The organism is Flavobacterium segetis (genome assembly GCF_900129575.1).
GTDB lineage: Bacteria > Bacteroidota > Bacteroidia > Flavobacteriales > Flavobacteriaceae > Flavobacterium > Flavobacterium segetis.
Window position 1 is genome coordinate 17,539 of sequence record NZ_FQWE01000009.1, and the last position, 14,938, is coordinate 32,476.

12 protein-coding genes are annotated in these 14,938 nt (G+C 31.7%); 10 read left to right on the plus strand and 2 right to left on the minus strand.

The window, feature by feature from the left end:
• Nucleotides 1-286: 286 nt before the first annotated feature.
• From pfkA to BUA99_RS12390, 3 genes are all read left to right on the plus strand, one after another.
• A complete protein-coding gene (gene pfkA / locus BUA99_RS12380; RefSeq protein ID WP_072992825.1) occupies nt 287-1,273 on the plus strand; it encodes a 6-phosphofructokinase in 987 nt (328 codons plus the stop codon).
• A 106-nt stretch (nt 1,274-1,379) separates the two neighbouring features.
• Nucleotides 1,380-2,384: a type I glyceraldehyde-3-phosphate dehydrogenase gene (gap, locus tag BUA99_RS12385; protein WP_072992827.1), complete on the plus strand. Its 1,005-nt coding sequence runs from the start codon at nt 1,380-1,382 to the stop codon at nt 2,382-2,384.
• A gap of 101 nt (nt 2,385-2,485) precedes the next feature.
• Nucleotides 2,486-3,337 (plus strand): N-acetylglucosamine kinase, encoded by an 852-nt coding sequence (locus tag BUA99_RS12390; protein ID WP_072992829.1) that lies wholly within the window; start codon nt 2,486-2,488, stop codon nt 3,335-3,337.
• 133 nt (nt 3,338-3,470) lie between these two features.
• On the opposite strand, the gene BUA99_RS12395 is transcribed toward BUA99_RS12390, so the two are convergent.
• Nucleotides 3,471-3,851: a RidA family protein gene (locus BUA99_RS12395; protein WP_072992832.1), complete on the minus strand. Its 381-nt coding sequence runs from the start codon at nt 3,849-3,851 to the stop codon at nt 3,471-3,473.
• A gap of 129 nt (nt 3,852-3,980) precedes the next feature.
• Nucleotides 3,981-6,725, minus strand: a complete 2,745-nt coding sequence (locus tag BUA99_RS12400) for a putative LPS assembly protein LptD (protein WP_072992835.1) — start codon at nt 6,723-6,725, stop codon at nt 3,981-3,983.
• Between the two features lie 87 nt (nt 6,726-6,812).
• Between BUA99_RS12400 and BUA99_RS12405 the strand changes: the two genes are divergently transcribed.
• Genes BUA99_RS12405 through BUA99_RS12435 form a run of 7 tightly spaced genes read left to right on the plus strand, consistent with a single transcriptional unit; the run spans nt 6,813 to nt 14,935 of the window.
• The gene (locus tag BUA99_RS12405) at nt 6,813-7,979 is read left to right on the plus strand and encodes an N-acetylmuramoyl-L-alanine amidase family protein (RefSeq protein WP_072993035.1); all 1,167 of its coding nucleotides are present in this window, start codon (nt 6,813-6,815) and stop codon (nt 7,977-7,979) included.
• A gap of 40 nt (nt 7,980-8,019) precedes the next feature.
• Complete coding sequence (locus tag BUA99_RS12410; protein WP_072992837.1) at nt 8,020-9,171, plus strand: N-acetylmuramoyl-L-alanine amidase family protein; 1,152 nt, start codon at nt 8,020-8,022, stop codon at nt 9,169-9,171.
• A 51-nt stretch (nt 9,172-9,222) separates the two neighbouring features.
• Nucleotides 9,223-10,188, plus strand: a complete 966-nt coding sequence (locus BUA99_RS12415) for an MlaD family protein (RefSeq protein WP_072992839.1) — start codon at nt 9,223-9,225, stop codon at nt 10,186-10,188.
• A gap of 5 nt (nt 10,189-10,193) precedes the next feature.
• On the plus strand, nt 10,194-11,528 hold the full coding sequence (locus BUA99_RS12420; protein ID WP_072992840.1) for a 4Fe-4S dicluster domain-containing protein: 1,335 nt from the start codon (nt 10,194-10,196) through the stop codon (nt 11,526-11,528).
• Nucleotides 11,529-11,574: 46 nt separating this feature from the next.
• Nucleotides 11,575-12,366, plus strand: coding sequence for a (Fe-S)-binding protein (locus tag BUA99_RS12425; RefSeq protein ID WP_072992842.1), 792 nt, complete (start codon nt 11,575-11,577; stop codon nt 12,364-12,366).
• 34 nt (nt 12,367-12,400) lie between these two features.
• Nucleotides 12,401-12,883: an ABC transporter ATPase gene (locus tag BUA99_RS12430; protein ID WP_072992844.1), complete on the plus strand. Its 483-nt coding sequence runs from the start codon at nt 12,401-12,403 to the stop codon at nt 12,881-12,883.
• A gap of 15 nt (nt 12,884-12,898) precedes the next feature.
• On the plus strand, nt 12,899-14,935 hold the full coding sequence (locus BUA99_RS12435; RefSeq protein ID WP_072992846.1) for a serine hydrolase domain-containing protein: 2,037 nt from the start codon (nt 12,899-12,901) through the stop codon (nt 14,933-14,935).
• Nucleotides 14,936-14,938 lie beyond the last annotated feature (3 nt).

The window sequence follows — 14,938 nt, forward strand, 5'->3', positions numbered from 1 at the left end:
CTGAAGGTGTAAAATAAGGTTCAATCTTCTGATTTTCGTTTACTGAGATCATTTTTTACTATTTATTATTTCGTGCAAAGTTTTATAATAATTATTGTTTCAATTCATTATTTTTAAACAATAATTTATTTTTTGTTACTTTTATTAAATAATATTCATTTTTTTTTAGATTTTAAAAAACTTATCAACGAAAACGTTTGAATTTAAAAAGCAACACCATTTTAATAAAATCACAGTCGTGAAAATGATTATTGTTTCCTAAATTTACATTTTAATACTTTAAACAATGCCAAAAACAATAAAGAAAGTTGGTGTTCTGACCTCAGGAGGAGACTCGCCAGGAATGAATGCAGCCATTAGATCAGTCGTTAGAACTTGTGCTTACCATAATATAGAATGTATTGGAATATATAGAGGATATCAAGGTATGATTGAAGGAGACTTCAAGGAAATGGGACCAAGAAGTGTAAATAATATCGTTAATAAAGGAGGAACGATATTAAAATCTGCACGATCTAGTGAATTTAAAACAGCTGAGGGCCGACATAAAGCGCACGAAAATTTGCTAAAAGCTGGTGTTGATGCTTTAGTGGTAATAGGAGGAGATGGCACATTTACAGGAGCATTGCTATTTAACAAAGAATTTGATTTTCCAATAATGGGAATTCCAGGAACAATTGATAATGATATTTTTGGGACAAGTCATACGTTAGGATATGATACAGCTTTGAATACTGTGGTGGAAGTCATCGATAAAATTAGAGATACAGCAAGTTCTCATAATCGATTGTTTTTTGTAGAGGTGATGGGTAGAGACGCTGGTCACATTGCACTAAACGCAGGTATAGGAGCCGGAGCAGAAGAAATTCTTATTCCCGAGGAAGATTTAGGTTTAGAACGATTACTAGAATCTCTACAAAAAAGTAAAGCGTCTGGAAAATCATCAAGTATAGTAGTTATTGCCGAAGGCGATAAAATTGGTAAAAACGTGTTCGAGTTAAAAGATTATGTTGAAGCTAATTTGCCTGAATATGATGTCCGGGTTTCTGTCTTAGGTCACATGCAGCGCGGTGGTTCTCCTTCGTGTTTTGATAGAGTTTTAGCAAGTAGGTTAGGTGTCAAAGCTGTAGAATCATTAATTGATGGAAAATCAAATTTTATGGTTGGTTTGCAAAATGATGCTGTTTCACTAACTCCTTTAGAACAAGCTATTAAAGGAAAAACAATGATTGATCGAGAGTTGTTGCGAGTTTCAGATATTATGTCGACTTAATGTAAAGATTGCTATAAGCTGTTGGTTTTTACGAGAATAAAATAGAACGAAAATTAATTATAATAATAGCATAAAGCATAATGCTTATTGCGTAAAGCTAAAAAAAATGTCAAAAGTAAAATTAGGAATAAACGGATTTGGAAGAATAGGGAGAATCGTTTTCAGAGAATCTTTTAACAGAGATAATGTAGAAGTAGTGGCAATCAATGATTTACTAGATGTAGATCACTTAGCGTATTTACTAAAATATGATTCAGTTCATGGACGTTTTAATGGAACAGTTGAAGTTAAAGAAGGGCAATTGTTTGTGAATGGAAAAAACATTCGTATTACTGCAGAGAGAAATCCAGCTGATCTAAAATGGAATGAAGTTGATGTAAATGTGGTTGCTGAATGTACTGGTTTTTTTACTACCATTGAAACTGCAAATGAGCATATAAAAGGCGGTGCTAAGAAAGTAATTATTTCTGCTCCTTCTGCTGACGCTCCGATGTTTGTAATGGGAGTTAATCACACAACTGCGAAAGCATCAGATATTATTGTTTCCAATGCTTCTTGCACAACAAACTGTTTAGCTCCATTGGCTAAAGTTATTAATGATAATTTTGGTATTGTTGAAGCGTTAATGACAACAGTTCATGCTACCACTTCGACACAAATGACAACTGACGGTCCCTCTAAAAAAGATTGGAGAGGCGGTCGTGCCGCATCATGTAATATAATCCCATCTTCTACAGGTGCTGCAAAAGCAGTAGGGAAAGTTATTCCAGAGTTGAATGGTAAATTAACTGGTATGGCTTTTCGTGTGCCTACAACTGACGTGTCAGCGGTAGACTTAACTGTAAAAGTTGCTAAAGAAACTTCGTACGAAGAAATAATGGCAGTATTGAAAAAAGCTTCAGAAACGACTATGAAAGGTATTTTAGGATATACGGAAGATTTAGTTGTTTCTCAAGATTTTGTGTCTGATCCTAGAACTTCAATTATAGATGCTAACGCTGGAATTGGATTAAATTCCACTTTTTTCAAAATTATATCTTGGTATGATAATGAATATGGATATTCAAGTAAATTAATTGACTTATCAGTTCATATTGCTGGTTTAAAATAATTATTTATATTTACAAAATCCCGTTATAATTGAAGTAGCGGGATTTTGTTTTTGTCCTAGTTTTTAAATTACAATGTTTCTACCAAAAAAAATCAGAAAAAATGAGATTAATAGTTGATAGCGGCTCAACCAAAGCCGATTGGATTGCAATAAATGGAGAAGGAAAAGTATTATTTACGACTCAAACTTTAGGACTTAATCCAGAAGTGCTTGATGGCAATGAAATTGTTGAGCGTTTAAATGATCGCTTTGATATTTTGCAAAATAAAAAAGAAGCAACGCACTTATTCTTTTACGGAGCAGGTTGTGGTACGGATCGTATGAAAATTGAATTGTCGCAAATATTTCAAAAATACTTTTCTAACGCAATTATTTCTGTACAAGAAGATACTTTTGCAGCAGTTTATGCTACGACTCCAAAAGGTGAAAAAGCTATTGTATCCATATTAGGAACAGGATCTAATTGTAGTTACTTTGACGGTAAAGAACTACACCAAAAGGTGCAATCACTTGGATATATTGTTATGGATGATTGTAGCGGAAATGTTTTTGGAAAAGAATTGATAAGAAAATATTACTTTAATAAAATGCCCAAAGATTTAGCTGATCTATTCGAAAAAGAATATGATCTTGATCCGGATGCAATTAAAAGCAAGTTATATAAGGAACCAAATCCAAATGCGTACTTAGCTACTTTTGCAAAATTTCTTATACAACACAAGGACACAGAATTTTGTCAAAAAATTATTTATAAAGGAATGAAATCATTTGTAAAAAATTATATTAAGCAATATGATAACTGCAAAGAGGTTCCTGTTCATTTTGTAGGCTCAATTGCCTTCTATTTAAAGGAGGAGTTAGAAGAGACATTTCTTAAATACGAATTAAAACTTGGTAATGTTCTAAGAAGACCTATTGACGGACTAATAGCGTATCATGTAGCTAATAATTAGATTTTTTTATATTTTATTCGTTTGGTCCATAAAATATTATCTGTGAATCACTTATAATTTATAACTAAATTTAAAATTTTAAATACTAAGGATTTACATTGCTGTTAGACAATCTTAATCTCTAGGTTGATAATTATAAAACAGCAATCATAGATATCTCTACATTTACATTTTTTGGCAGGCATGCCACTTGAACCGTTTCACGTGCTGGAGCGGTTTTTTCATTAAAATAAGAACTGTAAATAGTATTTATTTTACCAAAGTCTTTCATGTCCATTATAAATATAGTAGCTTTTACTACATTGTCAAAAGTCATCCCCGCAGCATCTAATACCGCTTTCATATTCTGCATGACTTGCTCTGTTTCTAATTCTATTGTAGCATTTACAAGTTCGTTAGTTTTTGGGTTTATTGCAATTTGACCAGAAGTATATAAAGTACTGCCAGTTTGAACGGCTTGACTATATGGACCAATTGGTGCAGGAGCGTTTTCTGTAAAAATTATCTTTTTCATCTGAATTTTGTGTTTATTTTGAATTTCGATTTAATAAAAAATAGAATTAATTGTTATATAATTGAAGTAAAGTCTCGATTATTTTGCTATGATTTATATGTGCTTCTTGATGGATGAAATAAAATAGAACTATCGATTGATTACGCTTCTTTTATCCCATTTTATATCACTTAGAACACCAGATTTTATTCCAATAAAGAATCCCCAATTTGCATTGACACCAAAAGGAGACCAATTGAAATCCATTCTCCAACTCAACAAGTCTCTTTCAAATCGAAGTTGTGTGAATGTAACCCCTTTTTGAACAAAATCATAACCCGTTGAAACACCTGCTTTCCATTTTGGAGTTATATCGGCATTAGCAGAAATCATGATCGAATTACCTATAATTTTATTTTCTCGATTGTTATTTCCATAAGTTAGTGAATATGCAAATGTGATATCCCACGGTAATTTCGAATTAAAAAATTCCGAAATTTTATCTTCTCCTTCGGCTTCATCTTCCTTAAATAAACTTCTTCTACTATCTCCTAAATCGACGTTAGTACCAAATAAATCATCTTCACGACCCCCATTTCGCTGACTCTGAACATTTTTATCCTTTTTTGAATCGTCTTTTTCTTTACTAGAAACAGAATAATTTAATGTCATATTAGAACTCGTCATCCTAAATAGACTTCCTCCGTTATCGATATTAAATACATTAACCCGTTTTCCTGAATTATCAATAGCGTAGGGGTCTAATGTGGCTCCAAAGTTGACATTCATTTTATTGTTTAATAATTGCGTACCGCCGCTTACGCGCACTGGCGAGAAAGCAAGAGTAGTAATTCCATCCGCATTCAAATCATAACTAGTTGAAAGGTTTAAGTTGTTCAGTAGCATTATTTTTTTAGGTTCTACTTTCGTACTGTCTTTATCTGTGACCTTTGCCTCAAAAGTATTACTCAAATCAAATCCTAAATTATTAGAATTGTTTAATCCTGGTGAACCAAAAACACCATTTTCAAATCGTGTATATTGCTTATTCATTGTTCCACTAGCGTCAGATGCATAGGTGTCATAATATCTTTCAAAGCTTGGTGTGTACCCGTAAGATACAGATGGTCTCATGACATGCCTAATCGATTTGATTTTTTTGTCTTTACCAAAATTAAAAGTTCCGTAAATAGTGGTTCCCATACTAGAAGAGAAAGAATAAGTTCTAAAAGCGTCAAAACCATTAACTACTTTATCTATAACTTTGCTTTGATCTTCATCATAATTTCGTGCAATAGTTTTAGTGTACCAAATCTCTTCATAGTTCATAGATGTTGAGGCACTAAAGTATTTGAATAGTTTAAAATTTGTACTTAAAGGAATACTGTGCTGAAAACCTACTTTTGCATCTCGAAACATTTGAGGTTTGAAAAACAGCGAATCAGTAGTTACAATACTGTTACGACCATTTAAATTATATTGTAAATTGATATTTTTAAAAAATCCTTTTCTTACACCATCTTTACCAACAAATGGATAAATTCTATCAACACTTAACTGTAAGGTTGGCAATGTCATATTGATTTCTTCTGTTTGCGTATTCTGAGAATGTGTTGCTGTTAGTGACATTCGAACTTGTGGAACGGTTGTAAAAGTTTTTGCGTATGAAATAGAAGAACTCAAGGTATTATTTAAGTTGGAACCAATGTTTAATTGGTTTATCGATTGCTTAAAATATTTACTACTACCAAGGTTAACTGACGCTGAGAAGCTAGAATTAGGACTCGCTTGTGCATCTTTAGAATGCGACCATTGAATATTATAAATATTTTGTTTTGAATAATCTGGATAACCTCTTTCGCTATTTATTAAATTTTCAAATCTCACATTTATGTTTCCGCGATAACTATATCTTTGAGCATAGCTAGATTCAAATCGCAGACCGTAGCTTCCATTCGTGTAATAATCTCCTAGAACGGTTAAATCATATTTATCGCTTAGTGCAAAATAGTAACCTAGATTTTGTAACGAGAAACCACGGTTGTTTGAATCATTATAACTTGGTAAAATTATTCCAGATATACTAGTCTCTTTGCCCATTGGGAAAAAAGCAAAAGGCAAAGCTATAGGAGTGGGAACATTAGCAATTACCATATTAGTAAAACCTGTAACTACTTTTTTACCGGGAATGAACTTTACTTTACTAGTTTGAAAATAATATTCTGGATTATCAACGTCTTTCGAAGTAGTAAAGATGGCACGTTTTAAAAAATAAACAGAATCATTTTCTTTTTTAGTGACGGCTGCTTTAATTTTGAATTCGCCCTGTTCTGATCGTGAATTATAGATTAATGCTTTTTTAGTTTTAAAATTAAATCGAATAGAATCTGGTTCAACGACATTCGCTCCTTGTTTAAAATTTGGAAACTGTGTAAACTTTCCTGTAGAATCTTTTATTCGTCCCGCATACACTTCATTCTTTTCATAATCTAACACTATAATTCCTGCTTTCAATTCAATTTCCTGATAATAGAGTTCAGCTTTATCGTATAATGTGATTAATTTTTTCTTTTGATCAATCTTAGCATATTTGTCAGCTTTGTATTTTACTTTTCCATCTAAAAATTGTTTCTTTGGTACAATACTATCAATTTTTATACTATCGTTTTCTTTAATTTGATTAACAGTGATAGGAGTTTTCAAGGTACTATCTTTTTTACCGCTATCTATTTGATTAGTAGTTGGTATAACTGACTTTTTTTTAATTATATCTTGTGAGTATGATTTGCCAGAACCTAAAGAGAGGAAAATTGATAGTAAAACGATATTAAATAAGTTTGTATACAAAGGTTTTAATGCTATTTTTGTAAAATGATGGCCTGTTTTTTGACACATCAAATTTACATATTATTTTTTGTCAAAAATAGGCAAATAAATATTCTTATAGATGTAGTCCTTTTAATTAAATTAACGTATCACTTTATGCACAAAATATATCAGGTTAGAATTATACCAGTCCTTATTTTAATGCTCCTTTCTACCCTTTCTCAAAGCCAAACAAATGGTTTTAAAGTGACTTTAGATGCTGGTCATGGTGCTCATGATTTTGGAGCTGTTTATGAAGGAAGAATCGAAAAAAATATTGCCCTAGCTATAGTTCTTAAAGTAGGTAAAATATTAGAGGCGACACCGCAAATGCAAGTTAATTACACCAGAAAAACAGATGTTTTTATTGATTTGATTGAAAGAGCAAACATTGCAAATAGATTTAATGCAAATATTTTTGTTTCGATACATTGCAACGCTAATAGAAATACAGCAGCCGATGGAACAGAGACTTATGTTATGGGTTTAAGTAAAATTGCATCAAATTTAGAAGCGGCCAAAAAAGAGAATGAGGTAATAACATTAGAGAAAGACTACAAGCAAAAGTACGAAGGTTTTGATCCAAATTCTCCTGAAACAATGATTGGAATGACTTTAATGCAGGAGGAGTATCTCGATAATAGTATTGCATTGGCTAGTAAAATTGAAGATTCATTTGCTGATCTAGGAAAAAAAGTTCGAGGTGGTGGGGTAAAACAAGCGCCTTTTATGGTACTCCATAAAGCATATATGCCTAGAGTATTAATTGAAACAGGTTTTATTTCAAATACTATTGAAGGAAATTTATTGAATTCTGAAGAGGGTCAAAATGAAATTGCTAAAGCGATATCAGGTGCAATAATTCGGTACAAGAAAGAATATTTTGGTGGTGGAGAATTAGAGGTAAATGAGGAACTTCCTTCGCAGAAAATGCAGGAAATTGTAGTTACTGAAACTGTAATAATCGCAAAAACAAATACACCAGCTAAAGTTGCAGAGCAAACAGAAATTAAAAAACTTATGTTGACTGGTGTATCAATTTTTAAAGTGCAATTATTAGCAACTCAAAAAAGTATAGCACTAATACCTCAAAATTTTAAAGGTCTACAAAATGTGTCGGTAGTTTATGAAAATAATTTTTATAAATACACATATGGCGAGACAGCTAATTATGATGATGCAAAGAGACATCTACAAGAGGCAATTTCAAAAGGTTATAATACAGCATATTTGATTGCATTCAAGGATGGAGAAAAGATTAATATTCAAGACGCTATTAAGTAATTTGCGTCATTTATCATAATTACATAAAATCCCAACTATTTTGCACTTCATAAACAAGTTTACAATCCTAAAAGTTTTTCTGTTTCTACTTCTTACTTCGCTAAATTATTCTCAATCTAATAAGTTTATTGTTATTTTGGATGCTGGCCACGGTGGCAAAGATCCTGGGAATTCCTATAATGGATTTGTAGAAAAGGAAATTGCTCTTAAAACAGCTCTCAAATTAGAAAAATATCTAAGGAAAGAGAAAGATATTCAAATTATTCATACTCGAAAAACAGATGTATTTATCGAATTAGTTGATCGCCCAAAAAAGGCAAATAATATTCATGCTAATTTATTCATCTCAATTCATTGTAATTCAGTTGCTAATCCTTTACCGTATGGAACCGAAACTTTTGTGATGGGACTTTCCAGAACTAAAGGTAATTTAGAGATTGCGAAACAGGAAAATTCAGTGATACTTTTAGAGAAAAATTACAAACAGACTTACAAAGGTTTTGATCCAAAAAATCCTGAGACTTTAATAGGTTTAAAAATGATGCAAGAGGATTATCTAGACAGAAGTATTCAACTTGCTTCAAAAATAGAAAGTAATTTTAAGAATAAAGTTAAAAGAAAGTCGAGAGGCATAAAGCAGTCTCCTTTATGGGTTTTGGATGCAGCATATATGCCGAGTGTTCTAATTGAGTTGGGATTTTTATCTAATAGTAAAGAAGGAAGTTTTCTGAATTCTGATGTAGGACAAGAAAAGATGGCAGAGGCAATTGCAAGTGCTATCTTAAATTATAAAAGAGAGTATTTTGATTCTGGATCTACTAAAATTAATAGCAAAGATAAATCTAGTGAAAGCTTAGATGAAGATGAAAAAGATAGTTCAAAAAGCATTACTTCCAATCGTTTTTCAGAGAGTAAAATTAGTAAGGATAAAGATTACAACGTTGTTTATAAAGTACAGTTTGCAGCCGGAAATTCTAACATCCCATTAAAAGCATCTAATTTTAAAGGTTTAAATAAAGTTTCTATGCGAACAAATAATAATAAATTTTTTAAGTATTCGTACGGTGAATCTTTAGATTACGAAGAAGCTAAAAATGATTTAAAAGAAGTGAAATCAAAAGGTTACACTTCAGCGTACATAATCGCTTTCAAAAATGGAAAGAACGTAAGCGTGGAAGAAGCACTGAAATAATTACAACAAGTCAAATATTTTATATTAAATTTGTAAAAAATAACATAAACATTGAAAATATCAAGAGAAATTAAAACAGCCATATTAGTAATATCTTCTATATTATTATTTATCTGGGGCTATAGTTTTTTAAAAGGAAGAGACTTATTCATCAATTACAAAACCTATTATGTGGAATATAAAAGTGTTGAAGGTTTAACAACTTCAGCCCCAGTTACCTTAAATGGTTTAGTAGTAGGTAAAGTGAGTAGCATCAATATCAATTATGAAACTGGAACATTATTAGTTGAATTACAATTAAAGACAGATTTTCCAATTTCTGCTTCTAGTGTAGCTTCGCTTTACGAACCGGGTTTTATAGGCGGAAAACAAATTGCGATTGTACCTAATTTCAGCGATAAAACTTTAGCAGTTGATGGACAAAAATTTACTGCAGGAGTAAAATTAGGACTTACTGATAAAGTGGGTGATCAACTCGCACCCTTACAAGAAAAATTAGAAAAAGTTTTAAGCAGCACTGAAAAGTTAATTTCAGGTGTTAATAATGTTTTAGATCAACAAGGTCAAAAAGATTTAAAACTAACTTTAGCCGAATTAAGTAGAACCATTGAGCAATTTCATAAAGCGTCCATAAGTGTTAATAATTTGCTAGATGACAATAAATCACAAATCAAAGGCGTGGTAACAAATTTTAATAAAATAAGTACTAATTTTTCTAAAATTTCAGATTCAATAAATAAAGCTGATATTGGTAAAACAGTCAGAAATCTTAATAAGACCTTAGCTAAAGTGGACGGAATTATGTCAGGTTTGGAAGCTGGAAAAGGGTCAATGGGTAAATTATTAAATGATGATGCCTTTTATCAAAACATTAAAACATCTACGAAAGAGTTAGAGTTGTTACTCCAGGATATTAGACTTTATCCTACTCGATATATAAATATTTCAGTATTTGGAAAGAAAAACAAACCTTACATTGGTCCTAAAACTGATTCTACTTCTACTATTAATAATTAGCCACTATGAACTATTTAGATAATATTTTGTTTGCCATTCTTTTGTTTTTTGGTTTTGGCTATTTTTATAATAGTGTTCGAAAAATTCGCAGAAACATTAAACTCGGAATTGAAGTAGATCGTTATGATAACCCAAAAGCACGATGGACTAATATGGCTATGATTGCTCTTGGGCAATCAAAAATGGTCAAAAAACCTATTGCTGGAATTCTTCACATAATTGTTTACGTAGGATTTATAATTATCAATATCGAACTTTTAGAAATCATTATTGATGGACTTTTTGGAACACATAGAATTTTTGCGTTTTTAGGAACGACTTATGATGTATTAATTGCTTCATTTGAAATCTTAGCTGGTTTAGTATTGATAGCTGTTTTTGCTTTCTGGTCCAGACGAAATGTGATAAAATTAAAACGATTCGTAAGTTCAGATTTAAAAGGTTGGCCTAAAAATGATGGTAATTACATACTTTATTTTGAGGTAGTTATTATGACACTATTTCTATTGATGAATGCCTCGGATTTGCATTTACAAAATGTTCCAGGTGGTTTTTCTCATTACATTCCAGTAGGTGTTTTTCCTATTAGTCAATTCATAGAGCCTATTTTTAATGGCTTATCTAATGAATTAGTGATGGTTTTATATGAGGTTTTCTGGTGGTTCCATATTGCCGGAATCTTAATTTTTATGAATTACTTGTATTTTTCGAAACACCTACATATTCTTCTTGCGTTTCCAAATACTTATTTTGCAAATCTTCACCCACAGGGGCAATTCGATAATTTAGAATCAGTTACTAAAGAGGTAAAGTTAATGATGGATCCAAATGTCGATCCTTTTGCGGCAGCACCTGTAGATGAGAATGCTACAGTGAGTAAATTTGGCGCAAGCGATATCCAAGACCTAAATTGGGTTCAATTGCTAAATGCTTATACGTGCACTGAATGTGGCAGATGTACTTCGGCTTGTCCTGCAAATATTACTGGTAAAAAGCTATCTCCTCGTAAAATTATGATGGATACTAGGGATAGAATGGAAGAAGTAGGTAGAAATATTGATGCTAACAAAGGAGTTTTTGTCCCAGATAACAAGTCACTACTCAACGATTACATCACACCTGAAGAACTTTGGGCTTGTACCTCATGTAATGCTTGTGTTGAAGAATGTCCCGTAAATATAAGTCCATTATCTATTATCATGGATATGCGTCGTTATTTAGTAATGGAACAAAGTGCAGCTCCAATGCCTGTTAATGCTATGATGACCAACATTGAAAACAATGGTGCGCCGTGGCAATACAATCAGCAAGATCGATTGAACTGGAAAAACGAAAATTAGACTTATTTAAATTGGTTTCGTAGCCTTTTAAAAAAAAATAGAAAGTATGTCAGAGAATTTAATAGTGCCAACAATGGCCGAAATGTTAGCTCAAGGGAAACAACCAGAAGTTTTATTTTGGGTAGGTTGCGCTGGGAGTTTTGATGATAGAGCAAAAAAAATCACAAAAGCATTTGTAAAAATACTAAATAGGTCAAATGTTTCGTTTGCCGTATTAGGAACTGAGGAAAGTTGCACGGGAGATCCAGCCAAAAGAGCTGGAAACGAATTTTTATTCCAAATGCAAGCGATGATGAATATAGAGGTTTTAAATGCATACGAAGCAAAGAAAATTGTTACCGCTTGCCCTCATTGTTTTAACACACTTAAGAATGAGTATCCAGAATTAGGTGGGAAATATGAAGTGGTTCATCACACTGAATTTCTAAAATCATTACTAGACGATGGGAGATTAACGATTGAAGGTGGACAGTTTAAAGGGAAAAGGATTACTTTTCACGATCCTTGCTACTTAGGTAGAGCTAATAATATTTATGAAGCTCCTAGAGATTTGATTCGCAAATTAGATGCTGAATTAGTTGAAATGAAACGTTCTAAAGCCAATGGACTTTGTTGTGGTGCTGGCGGTGCTCAGATGTTCAAAGATGCTGAGCCAGGAAATAAAGAGATTAATATTGAACGAACAGAAGATGCTTTAGAAACTAAAGCTGATATAATTGCTGCTGGTTGTCCTTTTTGTAATACGATGATGACTGACGGAATTAAAAATAAAGAAAAAGAAGGCGATGTAAAAGTTATGGATATTGCAGAACTTATTGCTAACGCTCAAGACTTATAGTTTTTTTTCTTTCTTCATTTAAAATTAAAAAATCATGTACATTCCTTTTGAAAATATGCCCGAAGAATCCAAAATTTGGATTTATCAATCGAATAGAAAATTTTCGGATGCCGAATTTTCTGAAATAGAAAATGCTTTACAAGATTTTCTTAAAGATTGGGCCGCTCATGGCACTAGTTTAGAATCTTCCTATTTATTAAAATACAATCGATTTATAATAATCGCTGTCAATCAGGACGTTCAGTCGGCTACAGGATGTTCTATCGATTCTTCAGTGGAGTTTATCCAAAGTCTTGAGCAAAAATATTCAGTTGATTTATTAGATAAAATGAATGTCACTTTCAAACTTGGAGAACATATTGCGCACAAACCATTGATAGATTTTAAAAAGATGGTCAAGGATAAAGCCGTTACTGAAAACACAATAGTTTTTAATAATTTGGTAAATAATGTTGAAGAATTCAATGAATCATGGGAGGTTCCGGCAATGGATAGTTGGCATAGTCGTTTCTTCTAAAAATAGACACAAATTTTGCAAAAAATAGACATCAAAATACATTTATTTTATGTCTTATTTTTTTTTACCGCCATTACATATGCTGGTAAAAAAATTAATAAGGATAAATTTATTTTAGCCAGCTTTCTATCTATTTCTAAAAAGTTAGACAATAGAGTCCATTTTAATAGCCCTGTATATTTTAAATTGGCTGTACAAGATACAGTAAGGAAAGTAGTTAAATCTAAATATAGAGTTGGGTCACAGGAACATAAATTTATTAAAGGGATTGATAGTACAGCAATCAGAAATATTTCAGTAAAAGATGATTTTCAATATGAGTTTTATGAAAACTCGATTACTGTTTTGACTAATATAAATGCGATTATACCCGTAAAAAATTTAGATCAACAAAAAATTGCTTACGTAAAAATAGGAGATGCTATTAATGATGATTTTGTTTCAACTCTACAAAAGTATGCTGATGTTACCGTTATTGAAGATAAAAATATTGATAGTTTACAATTTAAATTAGCACGTTTTTCAACAGTAATCATTGGATATCATGCAATAGATAATAGCTTGAAAAATTATAATTTAAGCATAGATCAAATTTCTAAAATAAAATTTTTAGCGCGCAATAATAACGTTATTATGAATGTTTTTGCGAATCCATATTGTCTTTCAGCATTGGATAGTTTTGATGATATTGAAGGTTTAATCGTATCATATCAAAATAAAAAAGTATCTCAAATTGTGTCTGCAGAATTAATTTTTGGAGCAATTCAATCTAAAGGAAAATTACCATTTTCGATTAGCACTCATTTTAAAAGTAATAACGGACTTTCCACAGAAAAGCTAGATCGATTAGGATTTACATCTGCTGAAAATGTGGGAATGGATGCTGTGGTTTTATCTAAAATAGATTTAATTGCAAATAGGGCTATTGATTCAAAAATGACTCCAGGAATTCAAATACTAGTAGCTCGAAAAGGCAAAGTTATTTACCAGAAATCATTTGGCTATCACACTTATGACAATATCATAAAAGTCCAAAATTCAGATATTTATGATATTGCATCGTTAACAAAAATTATGGCTACTTTACCAAATGTGATGTTGCAATACGATCAAAAAAAAATAAGTTTAGAATCAACTTTAGCAGAAATGGCACCACTCTTTTTGGGATCCAATAAGCAGAATATCAATCTAAAAGATTTATTATCTCATTATGCAGGCTTAGCTGCTGGGATACCATTTTATAAAGAGGCGATGAGTTTATCCAAGGTACCTTCGAAACTTTACTTTAGAAAAAAAATAGAAACTGATTATTCAAAACAGTTGGGAGACAGTTTATTTATAAAAAATGATTTTAGTGAAATTATGATGAAATTGATCGTTGATAGTAAATTATCTTTGAAAAAAGAATACAAATACAGCGATCTTACTTTTATGATTTTAAAGTACTATTTAGAGCAAACAACAGGAAAAACATTAGATGTATTAATTCAAGATAATTTTTATAAATCTTTAGGGATGAATAATTCAAGTTTTAATCCGCTCACAAAATTTGATAAAAACCGAATACCGCCCACAGAAACGGATAATTATTTTCGTTATCAACTACTGCAAGGATATGTCAATGATTTATCTGCAGCACTAGAGGGCGGAGTTTCAGGACATGCTGGAATGTTTTCTAATGCAATGGATCTTGCTAAATTAATGCAGCTTTACTTGCAAAAGGGTAGTTACGGAAACCAGCGTTATTTTAGCGAAAAAACTTTTGATGATTTTAATACTTGTTACTTTTGTGCAGAGGGAAATAGAAGAGGTGCCGGTTTTGATAAACCACAACTAGGTAAAGAAGGACCCACTTGTGGTTGTGCATCAATGACAAGTTTTGGTCATACAGGATATACTGGGACAATGGCTTGGGCTGATCCTGAAAATCAAATAGTGTACATATTTTTATCAAATAGAACATTTCCAGTAGCCACAACTAATCGTTTGTCAAAAGCAAATATTCGTGAGGACATTCAAAAAGTTATTTATGAATCAATTTTCCATAATTAGTAG

Coding starts and splice junctions, on each gene's coding strand:
- BUA99_RS12430 (WP_072992844.1), top strand. CDS start 12,401: ATGTACATTCCTTTTGAAAATATGCCCGAAGAATCCAAAATTTGGATT.
- BUA99_RS12395 (WP_072992832.1), bottom strand. CDS start 3,851: ATGAAAAAGATAATTTTTACAGAAAACGCTCCTGCACCAATTGGTCCA.
- BUA99_RS12390 (WP_072992829.1), top strand. CDS start 2,486: ATGAGATTAATAGTTGATAGCGGCTCAACCAAAGCCGATTGGATTGCA.
- BUA99_RS12425 (WP_072992842.1), top strand. CDS start 11,575: ATGTCAGAGAATTTAATAGTGCCAACAATGGCCGAAATGTTAGCTCAA.
- pfkA (WP_072992825.1), top strand. CDS start 287: ATGCCAAAAACAATAAAGAAAGTTGGTGTTCTGACCTCAGGAGGAGAC.
- gap (WP_072992827.1), top strand. CDS start 1,380: ATGTCAAAAGTAAAATTAGGAATAAACGGATTTGGAAGAATAGGGAGA.
- BUA99_RS12400 (WP_072992835.1), bottom strand. CDS start 6,725: ATGTGTCAAAAAACAGGCCATCATTTTACAAAAATAGCATTAAAACCT.
- BUA99_RS12405 (WP_072993035.1), top strand. CDS start 6,813: ATGCACAAAATATATCAGGTTAGAATTATACCAGTCCTTATTTTAATG.
- BUA99_RS12420 (WP_072992840.1), top strand. CDS start 10,194: ATGAACTATTTAGATAATATTTTGTTTGCCATTCTTTTGTTTTTTGGT.